A 17746-nucleotide genomic window follows, 5' to 3' on the forward strand; every position below is an offset into this window, starting at 1 on the left:
CTCCAATAAAGTTGAGTTGATTAGCTCATAAATGTCTTTTTGATAAAAAGACTAAAACGTTGACGTTTTTGTTCGTTCAGTTTTCAAAGAACTATCATATCGCTCAGAAGCGACTTTATTAATATATCATTCCAAAATAACAATGTCAACATTTTTTTCTTTTCTTTAAGAAGTTATTTACTCTCGCTTGCTGACTTGAATTAGTATAACAAGCCCATAGTATGATTGCAAGTATTTTTTTGTATAAATTGTTCTTTTTATTATTGTAAAATATGTTAATTTCCTTTTACACAGAAATAGACCAACATTTGTGGTCTATTTAAGCACTTCCTCTATATATAATTGCCGATGTTTTTCTAAGTGGAGGATTTCGCCAGTTTGATTTATTTTCACAAGTGGCCTTGTCGGTGTTTTTTCTTCTAAAAACATAATTTCAGCTATATGGCCGTTTGAAAGCTTAACACTGCTTCCAATTGAAAAAGTCATAAAGCCTGATCCGATTGCGTGCATCGCTGCAATATCATATTTCCCAAACATATCCTGGAGCATCATTTCTAAAACTTTAAATGGTGACTGCTTTTTTCGGTAAAGTCTATTACTAGTCATGGCATGAAAGGTATCAGCCACCGCAATGATTTTGGCAAATGTGCTTATTTTACTGTTCTGTTCCCCTAAAGGATAGCCGCTTCCATCTAATCTTTCATGATGTTGAAAAATCCCTATCTTTGTCGTTTCTTTCAAAAGAGAAATATTTTGCACCATCTTATAGCTAGAGACTGAATGTCTTTTAATCTCTTCAAATTCCTGAAGAGTTAACGTTGAATTCTTAAAAAGAATGGAAGGCTTTATTTTTGCCATTCCAGCATCTGAAAGACAGCCACCAAGAGCAAGCTGTAGAACATCTCCTTTATTGTATTTAAGCTTCTTTCCGATAAAAGCACTTAATAGCCCGACTGCAACTGAGTGCTGATATAGGTATTCATCATTAGTTGATAAATGATGCAGGGAGAACAAATCAGAGGGATTAGCTTCTGATTTTTCAACGAGAGGAAGTATAATACTTCTGATTTTTGAAATATCGATTGGCAAACCTGATTGCCAGTTCTTAAATTCTCTTTTGTAATTTTGTACCGCAATAAGAAACAGATCTTCCAGACATTCATTGTTCTCGCTAGGTGCTTCCTTTGTATTCCTGTCATCACTTACGACTTCATTTGGAATAAAAGCAGTTCCATTCACCAGTAACTTTTCTACATCAACTTCCTCAATAAGAAAAACATTTAGTATATGTATTAATTCTTTTGTAAGAATACTTTTCTTAGTAACAATTGGACGATTGGTCAGACTATAAATATCTTCAGCTATAATACATCCCTCTCGCAGTTCCTTTATGTTCACACGCACAGTCTTCCACCCCAAATGTCATGAATCGTTTTTACCATTATACCCCATTAAACACAAAAGGAGGAACACAAAACTTGTGTTCCTCCCATTCATATATTATTCTTGATCATCTTCTGCGGATTCCTCATCAGGAAGAAATTCAGCACTTTCTAATGGCTTTGTTAATTCCTCTTCAGGTTTATCCTCTTCCTTTTCAACCTTGGCAACAGTAGCAACAAATTCATCTATGTTTTCGTCTAAACGAATGAGTCTAACACCTTGAGTGTTACGCCCCATTGTCGAAATATCACTTACTGCCATGCGGATGAGGACACCGCCAGTCGTAATTAACATTAAGTCTTCTTCGCCAGTGACCGCTCTCATGGAAACGAGATTTCCATTTTTCTCGGTAACATTACAGGTTTTAATTCCTTTTCCGCCTCTTCCTTGAATACGATATTCTTCGGAAGGGGTACGTTTACCATAACCGTTTTTCGTAACAATTAGTATTTGGGAATTCTCCTCCAACACTTCCATTCCCACTACTTCATCATCACCGCTTAAGCTTATTCCCTTAACCCCTGTTGCGGTACGCCCCATTGAACGGACATCATCTTCAGGGAATCGAATGAGTAAACCATTTTTCGTTCCAATAATAATTTCCTTCTGTCCATCTGTTAAGCGTACAGAAATTAGCTCATCATCTTCCCTTAAATTAATGGCAATTAACCCATTGTTTCTAATATTGGCAAAGGAAGTAAGAGGGGAGCGCTTAGAAATCCCTTGCTTCGTGGTAAAGAACAAGAACCAATCATCTACGAATTCCTCAATTGGAATAATGGCATTTACCCATTCATCTTTCTCAAGCCCGCTTAAGAGGTTAACAATTGGAATCCCTTTAGCTGTACGGCTAAATTCAGGAATTTCATATCCTTTAGAACGGTATACCTTCCCTTTATTCGTGAAGAACAAGATTGTGTCATGGGTTGATGTAGTCATTAAATGTTCAACAAAATCATCTTCGTTTGTCCCCATACCTTGAATTCCACGGCCACCACGCTTTTGGGCACGGTAAGTAGAAACAGGCAGACGTTTCACATAGCCTTTATGAGTTAAAGTGATGACGATATTCTCGCGAGGGATCAAATCTTCATCTTCAATTTGCTCAATGCCCCCTGCAACGATTTCCGTGCGTCGCTCATCATTAAATCTTTCTTTAATTTCAAGCAATTCTTCACGGATAATTTCGAGTACCTTTTCCTCGTCCGCCAATATTGCTTTCAACTCAGCAATTAGTTTAACTAAGCTTGCATATTCATCTTCAATTTTTTCACGCTCTAAGCCTGTTAAACGTTGCAGACGCATATCCAGAATAGCCTGAGCTTGCTTCTCAGAAAGATTGAATTTGGTCATTAATCCTTCTCTGGCAATATCCGTTGTTTGAGAACCGCGGATTAATGCAATGACCTCATCCAAATGATCGAGGGCAATTCTTAAGCCTTCTAGAATATGAGCACGCGCCTCCGCCTTTCTTAATTCAAACTCAGTTCTGCGTCGGATTACAACTTTTTGGTGATTTAAATAATACTCTAAACACTGCTTTAAATTCAGTACCTTTGGTTCGCCATCGACTAAAGCAAGCAAGTTAATTCCGAAACTCGTCTGCATCGCTGTTTGCTTATACAGATTGTTCAATAATACACTTGCATTTGCATCTCTGCGAACTTCAATGACAATCCGCATCCCGTTACGGTCGGATTCATCACGCAGATCGGTAATTCCATCAATCTTTTTATCTCTGACAAGTTCAGCGATTCTCTCTATCAGCTTCGCTTTATTCACTTGATAAGGGATCTCATTGACAATGATGACTTCTCTGCCATTTGCCTTTTGTTCGATTTCTACTTTTGCTCTTAATGTAATAGAGCCTCTGCCTGTTTCATAAGCCTTGCGGATTCCGCTCCGGCCAAGAATCATTCCGGCAGTTGGAAAATCCGGGCCGGGAATAATATCCATCAACTCTGGAATGGTTATATCTGGATCCTGGCTAATGGCCAATACCCCATCAATTACTTCGCCAAGCTGATGCGGAGGGATATTTGTTGCCATTCCTACAGCTATCCCTGATGTACCATTCACTAATAAATTCGGGAATCTAGCCGGCAAAACAACAGGCTCTCTTTCTTCCCCATCATAGTTGTCTTGATAATCGATTGTGTCTTTATTAATATCTCTCAAAAGCTCCATCGAGATTTTGGACATACGGGCTTCCGTATAACGCATCGCTGCTGCAGAATCCCCATCGACAGAACCGAAGTTTCCATGTCCATCAACAAGCATGTAACGGTAGTTGAAGTCCTGTGCCATCCGCACCATTGTTTCATATACAGCAGAGTCTCCGTGGGGATGGTATTTACCAATAACATCTCCAACGATACGAGCTGATTTTTTATAAGGTTTATCTGAGTGCATGCCAAGATCGTGCATGGCGTATAAAATCCGGCGGTGAACCGGTTTTAATCCATCTCGTACATCTGGTAAAGCACGTGACACAATAACACTCATCGCATAGTCAAGAAAGGACGAACGCATTTCCTGGCTTATATTAATCTCTCTTACTTGGGGCCTCGGAGTTTCAGCCATGTAAAGAACCTCCTTTATGTGAACAACTATTTCTCAATCTATCCATGGGTAAAAATTCCCAACGAATAGTTTCAATGATAAAAGGTAGCCTAATGATCAAAAGCAGCTGCCTTTGCATTTCAAGTATATAAAACCAGGATAGAATAATAGCCATCTACCCTGGGTGTTTAATCAAATATCTAGGTTCTTAACATATAACGCATTTTCTTCAATGAATTGACGGCGAGGCTCCACTTTATCACCCATAAGGATTTCAAAGGTTTCGTCCGCTTCAATTGCATCTTCGAGATTTACCTGCAATAAAGTTCTTGTTTCTGGATTCATCGTTGTTTCCCAAAGCTGCCCAGGATTCATTTCTCCTAACCCTTTGTAACGCTGTACATTTGGCTTAGGATTACTTGGCAAGCTTCCCATCACTTCTTCCAGCTGACTTTCATTGTAGGCATACTCAATCCGTTTCCCTTGCTGGATTTTGTATAAAGGCGGCTGTGCAATATAAATATATCCCGCTTCAATGATTTGTCTCATATAACGATAGAAGAAGGTTAATAGTAAAGTTCGAATGTGAGCACCATCAACATCCGCATCAGTCATGATAACAATCTTGTGGTATCGCGCTTTCGAAATATCAAAGTCATCGCCAATACCTGTTCCAGCTGCTGTAATCATTGCTCTTACTTCATTGTTTGAAAGAATTCGATCCAGTCTAGCCTTCTCAACATTGAGGATTTTCCCTCTTAGCGGAAGAATGGCTTGGAAATGGCGATCACGTCCTTGTTTGGCGGATCCGCCCGCTGAATCACCCTCAACAATATATAATTCAGAGATGGATGCATCCTTTGAAGAACAATCCGCTAATTTACCAGGCAAGCTTGATACTTCTAATGCACTTTTTCTTCTTGTTAATTCACGTGCCTTTTTCGCAGCTAATCTTGCGCGGGCAGCCATTAATCCCTTTTCAACAATTTTCTTCGCTACCGTCGGATTCTCCAGCAGGAATTTGTCTAATGCCTCAGAGAAAACAGTATCTGTAATCGCACGAGCCTCGGAGTTCCCTAGCTTTGTTTTTGTTTGTCCTTCAAATTGAGGGTCCGGATGCTTAATGGAAATAATAGCCGTAATTCCTTCGCGGACATCTTCCCCTGAAAGATTGGCATCATTTTCTTTGAAAATTCCGCTTCTTCTTGCATAGTCATTAATAACCCTCGTTAAAGCTGTTTTGAAGCCGACCTCATGGGTTCCGCCTTCATACGTATTAATATTATTGGCAAAGGAATAGATATTGCTTGTATACCCATCATTGTACTGGATCGATACTTCCACATTAATTCCGTCACGCTCGCCCTCAATATAAATCGGCTCCTCATGGAGGACTTCCTTTGAACGGTTTAAATGTTCAACGTACGACTTGATTCCGCCCTCATACATATATTCTAGCTTCTTGCCATTTTCGCGTTTGTCCTCAATCGTAATTTTCAATCCGCGATTTAAGAAGGCTAATTCCCGGATACGGTTTGCCAGTGTATCAAAGTCGTATTCAAGTGTTTCAGTGAAGATCTCCGGATCTGGCTTAAAGTGAATGGTTGACCCAGTATGGTCTGTTTCGCCAATAATCTTCAGGTCCCCAATCGTCACGCCACGCTCAAATTTAATATAGTGAATATGTCCATCCCGATGAACAAATACTTCTAATTCAGTGGAAAGTGCATTAACAACAGAAGCACCTACACCATGCAGCCCGCCGGAAACCTTATATCCGCCTCCGCCAAACTTCCCTCCGGCATGAAGGACAGTCATAATGACTTCAACGGCCGGACGTCCCATTTTTTCTTGAATATCGACAGGGATCCCACGTCCGTTATCGATAACGGTAATACTATTATCTTTCTCGATGCACACATTAATCTCTGAACAATATCCGGCTAATGCTTCGTCAATACTGTTGTCTACAATTTCCCATACAAGATGGTGCAAGCCCTTAGCACTTGTAGAACCAATATACATCCCTGGACGCTTACGAACCGCTTCAAGACCTTCTAAAACCTGTATCTGATTGGCATCATAAGACTCTTCCTGCACTGCCTTTTGCTCCATTGACACATCGATCACCTACGCTTTCATTTGCATTACTATCCAATATCAATTCATCTATTAAAAAGCCTGGCAAATCCTTATTCTATTTCGCCAAACTATTATCTTTATCTGTTTAAATTGCGGATTTCGCGGATCGCTTTTTTAATGTACCTGATGCCAGTGGGGAAAAAAAGATTTCCTTTGTGGTGATGACCACCGATTTATAAGAACCTTTGGAGAGGTTTATGACAGAGTGCTTCTGGCGCTCTAAAAACTCTTCTATCATTTTAGAAGAGTGTACACTTTGCTTATCAATAATAGCGACAATATCCTTTGAACGAACTAATATATCTTCTCCGACATGGATATACAAATGCTCACCTCATTGAATCTTTTTCATGCTTCCAGCTTCCACCCTGAAAGCTGCAGCCTCTTTTAAAGTCTTGTGATCAATTCCATCAACACTTGTCGTTGTGACAAAGGTTTGCACTTTTCCTTGAATCGTATTGAGCAAATGTGATTGCCGATAATCATCAAGTTCTGAAAGTACATCATCAAGAAGCAATAGGGGGTATTCGCCAATCTCAGAATGAATTAGCTCAATTTCTGCAAGCTTAAGAGATAAAGCAGTTGTTCGCTGCTGCCCTTGTGAGCCAAAGGTTTGCACATCGCGCCCATTAACAAAAAAGAGCAGATCATCCCGATGAGGGCCAAACATTGTCACACCACGTTCAATTTCTCTATTTTTTATTTTTCCAAATTTCTCTTCGTATACTTTTATCATTTTCGACAAATCTTGCTCATCTGATACATCTGCCGATGGCTTGTACTCTATTTTCAACGATTCAAGCCCTCTTGATATGCCCTCATGAATCGGCATTGCCCAATTTTCAAGCAGCTGAAGGAATTCGAAGCGTTTTTTCACGATTTTGACGGCAGTTTGAATAAACTGCTCTGTCAAGATGTCCAGCATTGTTTGATCCGTTTGCTTTTTTATTTGGAGCTGCTTTAAATAGTGATTTCTATGCTGCAGTATTTTTTGATACTGGCTAACATCATGAAGATAGATGGGAGAAACTTGCCCAATTTCCATGTCAATAAAACGCCGTCTTACTTGTGGGCTCCCCTTAACAAGATGGAGATCTTCGGGAGCAAACATGACGACATTCATATTTCCAACATATTGACTTAACTTTTGCTGTTCAATATGGTTGCATTTAGCCTTTTTTCCTTTTTTGGAGATGACTAATTGCATCGGTAAAGAGCCTCGATCTTTTTGGACCCTACCCTCTATTTTAGCATACTCTTCGTCCCAGCGAATAAGTTCTTTATCATTTGAGGTGCGATGCGATTTTGCCATGGCTAACACATAGATGGATTCCATGACATTTGTTTTCCCTTGTGCATTTTCGCCCAATATGACATTCACTTTATTTTCAAACTGGACTTCTAATCCTTCATAGTTCCGGTAATTTTTCAACTGCAATTGCTCGATATACATGGACCTACATCCTTTTAGCATAGCTCTCTGCTACAGAAGGCCTATTTTTTATACAATCGTAAATGAACCAAATTCCTCGATTTGAACTTGATCTCCCGTACGGAGCTTTCTTCCTCTTCTTTGGTCCTGCTCTCCATTTACGAATACTTCATATTCACTTAAAAACCACTTGGCCATTCCGCCAGACTGAATAATCTCAGCTATTTTAAGAAATTGGCCCAGTGTAATATATTCCGTATCAATTTTGATGTCTGTCATCTTTTTCACTTCCTCGATTGTTTGATTTTTATTGTTAGAAATATTTTTTCCATAAAATCAAAACAATTTCTAGAATGTACCCTAAAGTTCTATTTTACTAAAAATTTAGCGATTATACAAAGAAAAAGCTACCAGCTCTTATGCTGGCAGCTCCCCGTCATTTTTGTTTATTAATACGTTCTAACCGGCAAAATGAGCTGGAGAATGGAATCGTCATTAATTGGTCGAATAACAAATGGTCTCATGGCTCCCGTGAAGCTAATCGTTATTTCAGAACCCTCTAGTGTTTTCAGTGCATCCATCATAAATTTGGCACTGAAGGAGATTTTTAAATCCTCGCCTTCTACAGACTGGCTTTGTAATTCTTCAACAACATGTCCGATTTCAGGCGTATTAGAAGAGATTTCAATAATCCCTCCGTCAATCGTTGTGAATTTGACGACATTATTTCGTCCCTCTCTCGCTAATAGAGAAGCACGGTCAATCGCATGTAAAAACTCCTTCGTATTGACGACAATATCTGTTTTGCTTTCTGTCGGAATTAATCTGGATGTATCTGGGTAATTTCCTTCAAGTAATCTTGAGAAAAATAATAGGTGCTTCGCTTTAAATAAAACTTGATTTTCTGTAATAACAATTTCAACAGGATCATTATGATCATCCAAAATCTTGCTTAATTCACTTAAGCTCTTCCCCGGAATAACAACATTGTAACTTTCTGCTGCTTCTGTTTCGATTCTTGCTTTTCTGAGCGCTAATCGATGGCTATCTGTTGCAATACAGGTTAATTCCCCATTTTCCACTCGCCAGTTTACACCTGTCAAGATGGGGCGTGTTTCTGAGGTGGACACTGAGAACACAGTTTGGCGAATCATCGCTTTAAGAAGATCAGTTGGAATTTTAAACACATTTTCTTCCGAGATTTGCGGCAATAACGGATATTCCTCCGCATCTAACCCATTTAATTTAAATTCAGACTTTCCAGAGCGAATGACTGTTTGCAGCTGATTTTCCACATGCATTTCAACGGTATCCGTTGGCAGCTTCTTAACAATTTCGCTAAAAAACTTAGCCTGAAGCACAATGGAGCCTGTTTGTTTGATCTCCGCAATCTCATCTCCAGCTTCTTCTTTAGGAATAAATGATTCAATCGATATATCTGAATCACTGCCTGTTAATGTTACTCCTTCAGATGTCGCTACAATTTTGATTCCCGTTAAAATTGGAATAGTAGTTCGGCTCGTTACCGCCTTCATAACATCCTGAACACCTTGAACTAATCGATCCCGTTGGATTATAAATCTCATTTCTTAATCCTCCGTATAAACTATTTTTATATTTTTAGTTATATATATTTTTCTTTTTAAAAATACTAGAAGTACTAGTAGGGCCTGTTAACATGTGGATAACTATATTTTTTTAATGGAAACACAGCCTATCCACATGTGGACAGACTGTGTGTAAGCTAGTTCATGTTATGCACACTATATTTTAAGTATTTCATGAATCTCTTTTATTTCTTTTTGAAATTGAGTATCTGTTTGCACGAGTTTTGAGATTTTTTCATGAGCATGGATCACGGTTGTATGATCTCGTCCTCCAAACTCTTCGCCAATTTTCGGCAGAGAGAAGTCTGTTAATTCCCGCGATAAATACATGGCAATTTGCCTAGGAAAGGCAACAGATTTTGTCCTTTTCTTCGCTTTAAAGTCTTCTAATTTCACATTATAGTGTTCCCCGACAACGCGCTGAATATCAAGTATCGTAATCACTTTAGGCTTTGAGCTTGGAATAATATCTTTAAGAGCTTCAGCAGCCAAGTCGGCATTAATATCTTTATTAATTAAGGATGAGTACGCAACAACGCGAATAAGAGCGCCCTCTAATTCACGAATATTTGAATCAATCTGGTTGGCAATATACAGCATCACTTCATTTGGAATATCAAGTCCTTCAGCCTTCGCCTTTTTACGCAAAATAGCAATTCTTGTTTCAAGATCTGGAGGTGTGATATCAGTGATAAGCCCCCATTCAAACCTGGAACGAAGCCTATCTTCTAAGGTCGGGATTTCCTTTGGCGGCCGGTCGCTGGAAATAATAATTTGCTTGCTTTCCTCATGTAATGTATTAAAGGTATGGAAAAACTCCTCTTGAGTTGATTCTTTTCCGGCTAAAAACTGAATATCATCAATTAACAATACATCGACTTTTCGATATTTATTGCGGAAATCGACTGCCTTATTGTCACGAATCGAGTTAATGAATTCATTCGTAAATTTTTCTGATGATAAATAGACAACCTTAGCTGACGGGTTGTGATCTAATACATAATGGCCAATGGCGTGCATAAGGTGCGTTTTTCCAAGTCCGACTCCCCCATAAATAAATAAAGGGTTGTATGCTTTGGCTGGTGCTTCGGCCACTGCTAATGAAGCAGCATGAGCAAATCGGTTTCCTGAGCCAATAACAAACGTATCAAAAGTATATTTAGGATTCAGCATGTTTAATGGCAGTTCAGGATGTTCATCCTCTTTATCCGCTTTTCTTGGCGGATTTGGAAAATTAAGCCCTTCTTCATTTTGATTTTGAGGAATGATAAATTTAACTCCTAATTCTTCTCCAGTTATGTCATAGAGAATTCCAGAGATCAATTGGGAATAGCGCTCTTCCAGCCAATCACGGGCAAACTCATTCGGCGCAGTAATCGTTAACGTGTCTCCTTGAAGAGAGTGAGCTTTCGTCGACTTTAGCCATGTTTCATAACTAGGTTTGCTTATTTTCTTTTCGATGCTGGTCAGTGCATTATTCCAAAGATCCGCAATGTTCTCCAATAGATAGCCCTCCTTTGCCAGTTACTATTAAAGAAATTCCCTAAGCAGGTAGAACGTCGTAGGCCAATAATCACTTTTTTTATTTTATAAGAATGATAGGCGCCAAAAAAATATAGGCTATACAAGCAGTACAACCTAGATATTCATAAATATACAGACTCATGTATGTGGAAAAACATATAATAAGGAAGAGAAGAAGGATTTCGACAATATCCACTAGCTGTGGACAAGGTTTTACAACCTGAAAGAATAACTCATCCACATCTTATCCACAATCTGTGGATAAGAAAGTTATGCACAATGATTTATTAAGAGTGAAAACACAATTATGATAACAGATATTCCTAAGAGGTGCAATGGTTTTTAATAATCTATCCACAAGGCTAAGAGTGTGTGGATTTAAATTGTCCACAAGGGGTGTTTGTGTGAAAAAGCTGTCGATATGTGCTGTGGATAATAAAAAACGTGTCGAAAGTTTATCCACAACTCGAAAAGCGGAGAGCGCCCGCCTATCGGCGACAAGCATAAGACGAGCCGGCTGGAAGGTTGTTCTTTACCTTCTAGACGGATTGGCTTATGACCTCGAGCCGATGGCGCTCGGAGCTAGACAATAGAAGGATCACAGGCTTTTCGGGTGTCGAATTTAAAAAGTGGAGAAATTTACTTTTCTTAAAAACAAAATTTTAGAGTGACATCGATCCGAAAAGAGGGTAAAATTTCTTGGTGGATCTTTTTGTAAGAAATGAATCAGATTAAGCAATGCAGGCTTACGAATTTCTACCAGTTGACAACATTCTAGTTGCATCTTTATAATTAGTAGGACTGTCTTTAACAGCTATTCCTCAGGGAGGTGTCATATAATGAAAAGAACTTATCAACCAAAAGCACGTAAAAGAAGTAAAGTTCACGGATTCCGCAGCCGCATGAGCACGCCAAACGGACGTAACGTCTTAGCTCGTCGCCGTCGTAAAGGAAGAAAAGTATTATCTGCTTAGGCCACTGAAACGTCAGTGGTCTTTTTTTCCATAATCAATTAAAAACAGAGTCTTCCGCTTTTAGAGAGGTAAGAGACGATGAAAAAAGAATTTAGAGTGAAAAAGAATAAAGAATTTCAAGACGCCTTTAAAAAAGGCAAGTCATTCGCCAATCGGCAATTTGTTGTTTACTCACTTAATAAGCCAGGGCAGGAGCACTTTCGAATTGGCCTTTCAGTGAGTAAGAAAATTGGTAACGCTGTCACAAGAAATCAGATCAAGCGCTATGTTCGTCAAGCTTTCCACGAACTGGAGAATGAATTAAAACATCCTTTCGACTATATTATTATTGCCAGAAAGCCTGTTGCTGATATGGGTTTTCATGAGATTAAGAACAGTTTAATTCATGTATTAAAGCTGTCGAAGGTTATGGTTAAGCCTAAGCCAGGAATGGCTGATAAACAGTCTTAAGAAGAAGTGTTTTCTATAAAGACATGCCTTATTAATAATGTTAAAATATATGTAGTTTTGTTTTCCATAATCTTCTGAATTACATTTATATATTTAGAAGGTGGCAAACTTGGGAATAAACATACAATAGATAAATTTTCTTAGCAGTAAGGAGGAAAAATCGTTTGAAGAAAAGAATACTTCTAGTAGTCGGTCTGGTTTTCTTAACAGCGCTTTTATCAGGCTGTATGGATATTAATACGCCGATTACATCCGAAAGTGAAGGCTTTTGGAATCAGTACATAGTTTATCCGCTTTCACTTTTCATCATAAAAGTTGCTGAATTCGCGGGTGGCAGCTTTGGTTTATCGATTATCATTGTCACCATTATTATCCGTTTGATTATGCTTCCTTTAATGATTAAACAAACGAAAAGTTCAAAGGCGATGCAGGCATTGCAGCCAGAAATGGCAAAACTGAAAGAAAAATACAGTTCAAAGGATCAAAAAACCCAACAAAAGCTGCAGCAGGAAACAATGGCATTATTCCAGCAGCATGGGGTTAATCCTTTAGCTGGGTGTTTCCCATTAATCATTCAAATGCCAGTACTGATTGGGTTCTACCATGCTATATCCCGTACTCAGGAGATTAAGTTACATTCCTTTTTATGGTTTGAACTAGGTGCTCCAGATCCAATTTATCTATTGCCGCTAATTGCTGGTGTAACAACATTTATTCAGCAAAAAATGATGATGGCAGGCACAGCTAATCAAAATCCGCAAATGGCGATGATGCTTTGGCTCATGCCGATCATGATCGTTGTTTTTGCTATTAACTTCCCAGCTGCCCTTTCATTGTACTGGGTAGTCGGTAATATCTTTATGATCGTTCAGACGTATTTTATTAAAGGTCCGGAGCTGAAAGCTGCAGCAACCGGTAAAGCAGGAGGAGCAAAAAAGTGAAACAAGTAACTGCTACAGGACAGACCGTCGAGGAAGCAGTAAAGTCGGCTCTAGCTCAGTTGCAGACAACGGAAGAACGTACAGAAATTACAATCGTCGATGAAGGCAAAAAAGGGATCTTTGGCATCTTTGGTTCACGACCTGCAATTGTGAAAGCTGTTTTGAAAATCGACCCAATTGAAGAAGGCAAGAAGTTCCTTTTAGATGTAAGTGAAAAGATGGGCGCTGCGATTGAAATAGAGGTAATTGGCAGCGGAAGAAACATCGAATTCATTTTAACAGGTGAAAAAATTGCTCTGCTCATTGGAAAAAGGGGTCAGACTTTAAATTCTTTGCAGTATTTAACACAATTAGTTATGAATCGCTATTCGGAACAATACATTAACGTATTACTGGATGCGGAGGATTACCGAAAAAGGCGAAATGATACGCTTATCCAGTTAGCTGGACGATTGGCGCAAAAGGCGATAAAGACAGGCCAAACTGTTACTTTAGAACCGATGCCTTCTTATGAAAGAAAAGTCATTCATACCGCTCTCGCTGATAATAAACGGATCAAAACGTATTCAAACGGAAATGATCCGCATCGCCATCTTGTCATTACACCGGTTAAATAAGAGGGACCCAATCTTGTGATTGGGTTCTTTTTTTTTGTAAAAATCATCTGATGGCCGCTGCTTTATTGTTATTCACATGTGGATAAGATAAAATATAGTATACCTAATTTGAAAACTGTGGATAAATAAAGATTTTTTGAAAATAAAAATGCTGTGGAAAAGTTTTATTTAAGGCAAGAAGAGGAAGACAAACTTGTTTTCTAATAAAAAGGCATATGATATTCTATTATTTTGTAGAAATCACAGGAAGTAACGTTTATAGATAAATAAAGCTTTGAATGAAAAGAGGTGGAGTGTAATGGAATTAGATACAATTGCAGCCATATCGACGCCGATGGGTGAGGGAGCGATTGCGATCGTTCGGTTAAGCGGGGATGAAGCAATTGCGATTGCGGATAAAATGTTTAAAGGTGTTAGTGGTAAAAGACTGAATGAGGTTGCCTCTCATACGATCCATTATGGGCATATGATCGATCCAAGGACGAATGAAATCGCTGAAGAAGTCATGGTATCGGTTATGAAGGGCCCAAAAACCTTTACGAAAGAGAATGTCGTTGAAATTAATTGCCATGGAGGAATTGCTTCTGTCAATCGGGTGCTTCAGCTAGTTCTGAGTTATGGGGCTAGACTTGCGGAGCCTGGGGAGTTTACGAAGAGAGCCTTTTTGAATGGACGGATTGATTTATCTCAGGCTGAAGCGGTCATGGACTTAATTCGGGCAAAAACGGATCGGGCAATGAATGTGGCTCTTGGACAAATGGAAGGCAGACTATCGAAGCTGATTCGGAAGCTCCGTCAGGAAATATTAGAGACGCTCGCCCATGTTGAAGTTAACATTGATTATCCTGAATATGATGATGTGGAGGAAATGACCCATCAGCTCCTTTTAGAAAAAGGCTCCTATGTTAAAGAGGAGATTGAAAAGCTGCTTCGAACCTCTCATCAGGGGAAAATTTTACGAGAGGGCTTATCGACCGTCATTGTGGGGCGTCCAAATGTAGGAAAATCCTCTTTATTGAATAGTCTTGTTCAAGAAAACAAGGCAATCGTAACAGATATTCCTGGTACGACCCGTGATGTGATTGAAGAGTATGTGAATGTTCGCGGTGTGCCGCTACGTTTATTGGATACAGCAGGGATAAGAGAAACTGAGGATATAGTCGAACGAATCGGCGTTGAAAGGTCCCGGCAGGTGTTAAAGGAAGCGGACCTTATTTTGCTTGTTCTTAATTATTCGGATGATTTTACGGAAGAGGATGAAAATCTATTTAAGGCAGTCGAAGGCATGGACGTGATCGTCATTGTGAATAAAACTGATCTGCCTCAAAAGATTGATATGGAACGGGTTCAGAACCTCTCTCGGAACCATAAGCTCGTAACAACTTCCCTTTTAGAAGATAGGGGAGTGGATGAGCTGGAAGAAGCGATTGCATCTCTCTTTTTCGAAGGCTCGATCGAATCAAGGGATATGACGTATGTTTCGAATTCCCGCCATATTGCTTTGTTAAATCAGGCGTTAAGTGCTATGGAGGATGCTTTAATGGCAGTAGAAATGGGTACGCCTATTGATATTGTGCAGATTGATTTTACTAGAACTTGGGAGCTGCTCGGTGAAATTATCGGGGATAGTGTCCATGAAAGTCTAATCGATCAGTTATTCTCTCAGTTTTGTTTAGGGAAATAGGAGAAAGATGAAAATGTGCTTTATGGAGGGTTTATAGTGGCTCGTTTGAAGCGGTTATTTAAGAAAATGCGCACTATGAAGGGTTCATAGAGCTCATTTGAGGCGGTAATTAAAGAAAACGCGCATTATGAAGGGTCCATAACGCTCGTTTGAGGTGGAAACTAAAGAAAACGCGCACTATGAAGGGTTCATAACGCTTGTTTGAAGTGGAAACTAAAGAAAACGCGCACTATGAAGGGTTCATAACGCTCGTTTGAAGTGGAAACTAAAGAAAATACGCACTATGAAGGGTTTATAGGACTCGTTTGATGTTGATTCATAAGAAAACAAGTACTATACACATTTATAAAAATATATTTGCTACAGAATAACTGTAATTCCGCAAAATGTATCACTCAAAAGGGGATTACAAAAACAGAAACTTCAAGAGAGTAAAAGGAGGCAGCATCATGCCATATGAAGCTGGAACATATGATGTCATTGTCGTCGGCGCTGGTCATGCGGGCTGTGAGGCTGGCCTTGCGTCTGCCCGCATCGGTGCAAAGACGTTAGTTGTGACGATAAATTTAGATATGATAGCCTTTATGCCGTGTAATCCATCTATCGGGGGGCCGGCAAAAGGAACCGTTGTTAGAGAGATAGACGCTTTGGGCGGAGAAATGGCTAAGAACCTGGATAAAACCTACATCCAAATGCGAATGCTTAATACTGGAAAAGGGCCAGCTGTCCGTGCGTTGCGCGCACAAGCGGATAAGTTCGCCTATCAGCATGAAATGAAGAAGACACTAGAAAGTGAGCCTAACATCACCCTCATTCAAGGGATGGTAGAACAACTAATCATTGAAGATGGAGTATGTAAAGGAGTGATCACTCAAACAGGCGCTGTTTATCACGCGAAAGCTGTAATTATTACAACAGGAACCTTTTTAAGAGGAGAAATAATCCTAGGAGAACTAAAGTATTCAAGCGGCCCGAACAATCAGCAGCCTTCTATCAAGCTTTCTGAGAATTTAGAGGAGATCGGCTTTGAATTAGAACGCTTTAAAACAGGTACACCTCCACGTGTAAACAGCAACACGATTGATTACAGTAAAACAGAAATTCAGCCTGGTGATGATCTACCGCTCGCATTTTCATACGAGACGACAAAATTTATAACAGACCAGCTGCCATGCTGGCTAACTTATACAAGTGAACGCACACACCAAATTATTGAGGCCAACCTGCATCGTTCTCCGATGTATTCCGGAATGATCCAAGGGAAGGGTCCGCGCTATTGCCCGTCCATTGAAGATAAGATTGTTCGCTTCAACGATAAGCCGCGCCACCAAATTTTCTTGGAGCCGGAAGGACGAAATACGCAAGAGGTTTATGTTCAAGGTTTATCAACAAGCTTGCCGGAGGAAGTACAGCATGACCTAATCCGCAGTGTTCCAGGCTTGGAAAATGCCAAGATGATGCGTGCTGGCTATGCGATTGAATATGATTCCGTGAGACCGACTCAGCTTTGGCCAACATTAGAGACGAAAAGGGTAAAGAATTTATATACGGCTGGGCAAATTAATGGCACCTCGGGCTATGAAGAAGCCGGTGCACAGGGCCTTATGGCTGGAATTAATGCAGCGATGAACGTTTTTGGCAAGGAAGAAATCATTTTAAGCCGTTCGGATGCTTATATTGGGGTTATGATTGATGACCTGATTACAAAAGGAACGCAGGAGCCATACCGATTGCTTACTTCCCGTGCGGAATACCGCTTACTGCTTCGCCATGATAATGCCGATCTGCGATTAACGGAAATTGGACATTCAGTCGGTCTTATCAGTGAAGAACGCTATCAAAAGTTTGTTTCAAAAAAGCAAGCAATTGAAAACGAAATTGATCGGTTAAAAGGGATTATTCTCAAGCCATCAAAAGAAGTTCAAGAAATCATCAAGAGCCTCGGAGGCAGCGAATTAAAAGACGGAATCCGGGCATCAGACCTGTTGAAAAGACCAGAAATGTCCTATGAGCATATTTGGCAGCTCGCTCCTGGGGAAGAAAAGCTGGGTCAAGAAGTGGCAGAACAAGTGGAGATTCAAATTAAATATGAAGGTTATATTGATAAATCGCTGCAGCAGGTAGAACGATTAAAGAAAATGGAAGACAAAAGGATCCCAGAGAATATTGATTATGACGCGATTAATGGCCTGGCAAAAGAGGCGAAACATAATTTAAAAGAAGTCATGCCATTATCCATTGCACAAGCTTCTAGAATTTCAGGAGTCAATCCTGCTGATATTTCTATTTTGCTTATTTATATTGAACAGGGCCGAATTGCAAAGGTCACAAACGAATAAAGCTTGCCATTTCATAGCTTGAGAAAGGATT

Annotated in this window: 15 protein-coding genes; 7 read left to right on the forward strand and 8 right to left on the reverse strand. The window is 39.6% G+C overall.

Annotation, left to right across the window (positions count from 1 at the left end):
* Nucleotides 1-315 precede the first annotated feature (315 nt).
* From AR328_RS13700 to dnaA, 8 genes are all read right to left on the reverse strand, one after another.
* Nucleotides 316-1404: an HD-GYP domain-containing protein gene (locus AR328_RS13700; protein ID WP_066295968.1), complete on the reverse strand. Its 1089-nt coding sequence runs from the start codon at nt 1402-1404 to the stop codon at nt 316-318.
* A 96-nt stretch (nt 1405-1500) separates the two neighbouring features.
* Complete coding sequence (gyrA, locus tag AR328_RS13705; RefSeq protein WP_066295970.1) at nt 1501-4026, reverse strand: DNA gyrase subunit A; 2526 nt, start codon at nt 4024-4026, stop codon at nt 1501-1503.
* A gap of 171 nt (nt 4027-4197) precedes the next feature.
* Complete coding sequence (gene gyrB, locus AR328_RS13710) at nt 4198-6120, reverse strand: DNA topoisomerase (ATP-hydrolyzing) subunit B (protein WP_066295975.1); 1923 nt, start codon at nt 6118-6120, stop codon at nt 4198-4200.
* 112 nt (nt 6121-6232) lie between these two features.
* Nucleotides 6233-6472 (reverse strand): extracellular matrix regulator RemB, encoded by a 240-nt coding sequence (gene remB, locus AR328_RS13715; RefSeq protein ID WP_066295977.1) that lies wholly within the window; start codon nt 6470-6472, stop codon nt 6233-6235.
* 9 nt (nt 6473-6481) lie between these two features.
* On the reverse strand, nt 6482-7600 hold the full coding sequence (gene recF / locus AR328_RS13720) for a DNA replication/repair protein RecF (RefSeq protein ID WP_066295979.1): 1119 nt from the start codon (nt 7598-7600) through the stop codon (nt 6482-6484).
* A 48-nt stretch (nt 7601-7648) separates the two neighbouring features.
* A complete protein-coding gene (gene yaaA / locus AR328_RS13725) occupies nt 7649-7858 on the reverse strand; it encodes a S4 domain-containing protein YaaA (RefSeq protein WP_066295987.1) in 210 nt (69 codons plus the stop codon).
* A gap of 170 nt (nt 7859-8028) precedes the next feature.
* On the reverse strand, nt 8029-9165 hold the full coding sequence (gene dnaN, locus AR328_RS13730) for a DNA polymerase III subunit beta (protein ID WP_066295990.1): 1137 nt from the start codon (nt 9163-9165) through the stop codon (nt 8029-8031).
* A 177-nt stretch (nt 9166-9342) separates the two neighbouring features.
* On the reverse strand, nt 9343-10689 hold the full coding sequence (gene dnaA, locus AR328_RS13735) for a chromosomal replication initiator protein DnaA (protein WP_066296000.1): 1347 nt from the start codon (nt 10687-10689) through the stop codon (nt 9343-9345).
* Nucleotides 10690-11093: 404 nt separating this feature from the next.
* Between dnaA and AR328_RS13740 the strand changes: the two genes are divergently transcribed.
* From AR328_RS13740 to mnmG, 7 genes are all read left to right on the forward strand, one after another.
* Nucleotides 11094-11303, forward strand: a complete 210-nt coding sequence (locus AR328_RS13740) for a hypothetical protein (RefSeq protein WP_156422695.1) — start codon at nt 11094-11096, stop codon at nt 11301-11303.
* A gap of 246 nt (nt 11304-11549) precedes the next feature.
* Nucleotides 11550-11684: a 50S ribosomal protein L34 gene (rpmH, locus tag AR328_RS13745; protein WP_066296007.1), complete on the forward strand. Its 135-nt coding sequence runs from the start codon at nt 11550-11552 to the stop codon at nt 11682-11684.
* Nucleotides 11685-11762: 78 nt separating this feature from the next.
* Nucleotides 11763-12134, forward strand: a complete 372-nt coding sequence (rnpA, locus tag AR328_RS13750) for a ribonuclease P protein component (RefSeq protein ID WP_066296014.1) — start codon at nt 11763-11765, stop codon at nt 12132-12134.
* Nucleotides 12135-12298: 164 nt separating this feature from the next.
* Entirely contained in the window at nt 12299-13075 is a 777-nt protein-coding gene (gene spoIIIJ / locus AR328_RS13755; RefSeq protein ID WP_066296019.1) for a YidC family membrane integrase SpoIIIJ, read from the forward strand.
* The gene (jag, locus tag AR328_RS13760) at nt 13072-13692 is read left to right on the forward strand and encodes an RNA-binding cell elongation regulator Jag/EloR (protein WP_066296021.1); all 621 of its coding nucleotides are present in this window, start codon (nt 13072-13074) and stop codon (nt 13690-13692) included. Before spoIIIJ ends, jag begins: the two co-directional genes overlap by 4 nt.
* A 298-nt stretch (nt 13693-13990) precedes the next feature.
* A complete protein-coding gene (mnmE, locus tag AR328_RS13765; protein ID WP_066296023.1) occupies nt 13991-15376 on the forward strand; it encodes a tRNA uridine-5-carboxymethylaminomethyl(34) synthesis GTPase MnmE in 1386 nt (461 codons plus the stop codon).
* Between the two features lie 449 nt (nt 15377-15825).
* Nucleotides 15826-17715, forward strand: coding sequence for a tRNA uridine-5-carboxymethylaminomethyl(34) synthesis enzyme MnmG (gene mnmG / locus AR328_RS13770; RefSeq protein ID WP_066296024.1), 1890 nt, complete (start codon nt 15826-15828; stop codon nt 17713-17715).
* Nucleotides 17716-17746 lie beyond the last annotated feature (31 nt).

Origin of the sequence: Bacillus sp. FJAT-29937 (assembly GCF_001509555.1) — a bacterium.
In the GTDB taxonomy this organism is placed as follows: Bacteria; Bacillota; Bacilli; order Bacillales; family Cytobacillaceae; genus Cytobacillus.

Excerpts from the sequence above, each read along its gene's own strand:
- dnaN (WP_066295990.1), bottom strand. The coding sequence starts at position 9,165 with ATGAGATTTATAATCCAACGGGATCGATTAGTTCAAGGTGTTCAGGAT.
- rpmH (WP_066296007.1), top strand. The coding sequence starts at position 11,550 with ATGAAAAGAACTTATCAACCAAAAGCACGTAAAAGAAGTAAAGTTCAC.
- recF (WP_066295979.1), bottom strand. The coding sequence starts at position 7,600 with ATGTATATCGAGCAATTGCAGTTGAAAAATTACCGGAACTATGAAGGA.
- gyrB (WP_066295975.1), bottom strand. The coding sequence starts at position 6,120 with ATGGAGCAAAAGGCAGTGCAGGAAGAGTCTTATGATGCCAATCAGATA.
- yaaA (WP_066295987.1), bottom strand. The coding sequence starts at position 7,858 with ATGACAGACATCAAAATTGATACGGAATATATTACACTGGGCCAATTT.
- rnpA (WP_066296014.1), top strand. The coding sequence starts at position 11,763 with ATGAAAAAAGAATTTAGAGTGAAAAAGAATAAAGAATTTCAAGACGCC.
- gyrA (WP_066295970.1), bottom strand. The coding sequence starts at position 4,026 with ATGGCTGAAACTCCGAGGCCCCAAGTAAGAGAGATTAATATAAGCCAG.
- mnmG (WP_066296024.1), top strand. The coding sequence starts at position 15,826 with ATGCCATATGAAGCTGGAACATATGATGTCATTGTCGTCGGCGCTGGT.
- mnmE (WP_066296023.1), top strand. The coding sequence starts at position 13,991 with ATGGAATTAGATACAATTGCAGCCATATCGACGCCGATGGGTGAGGGA.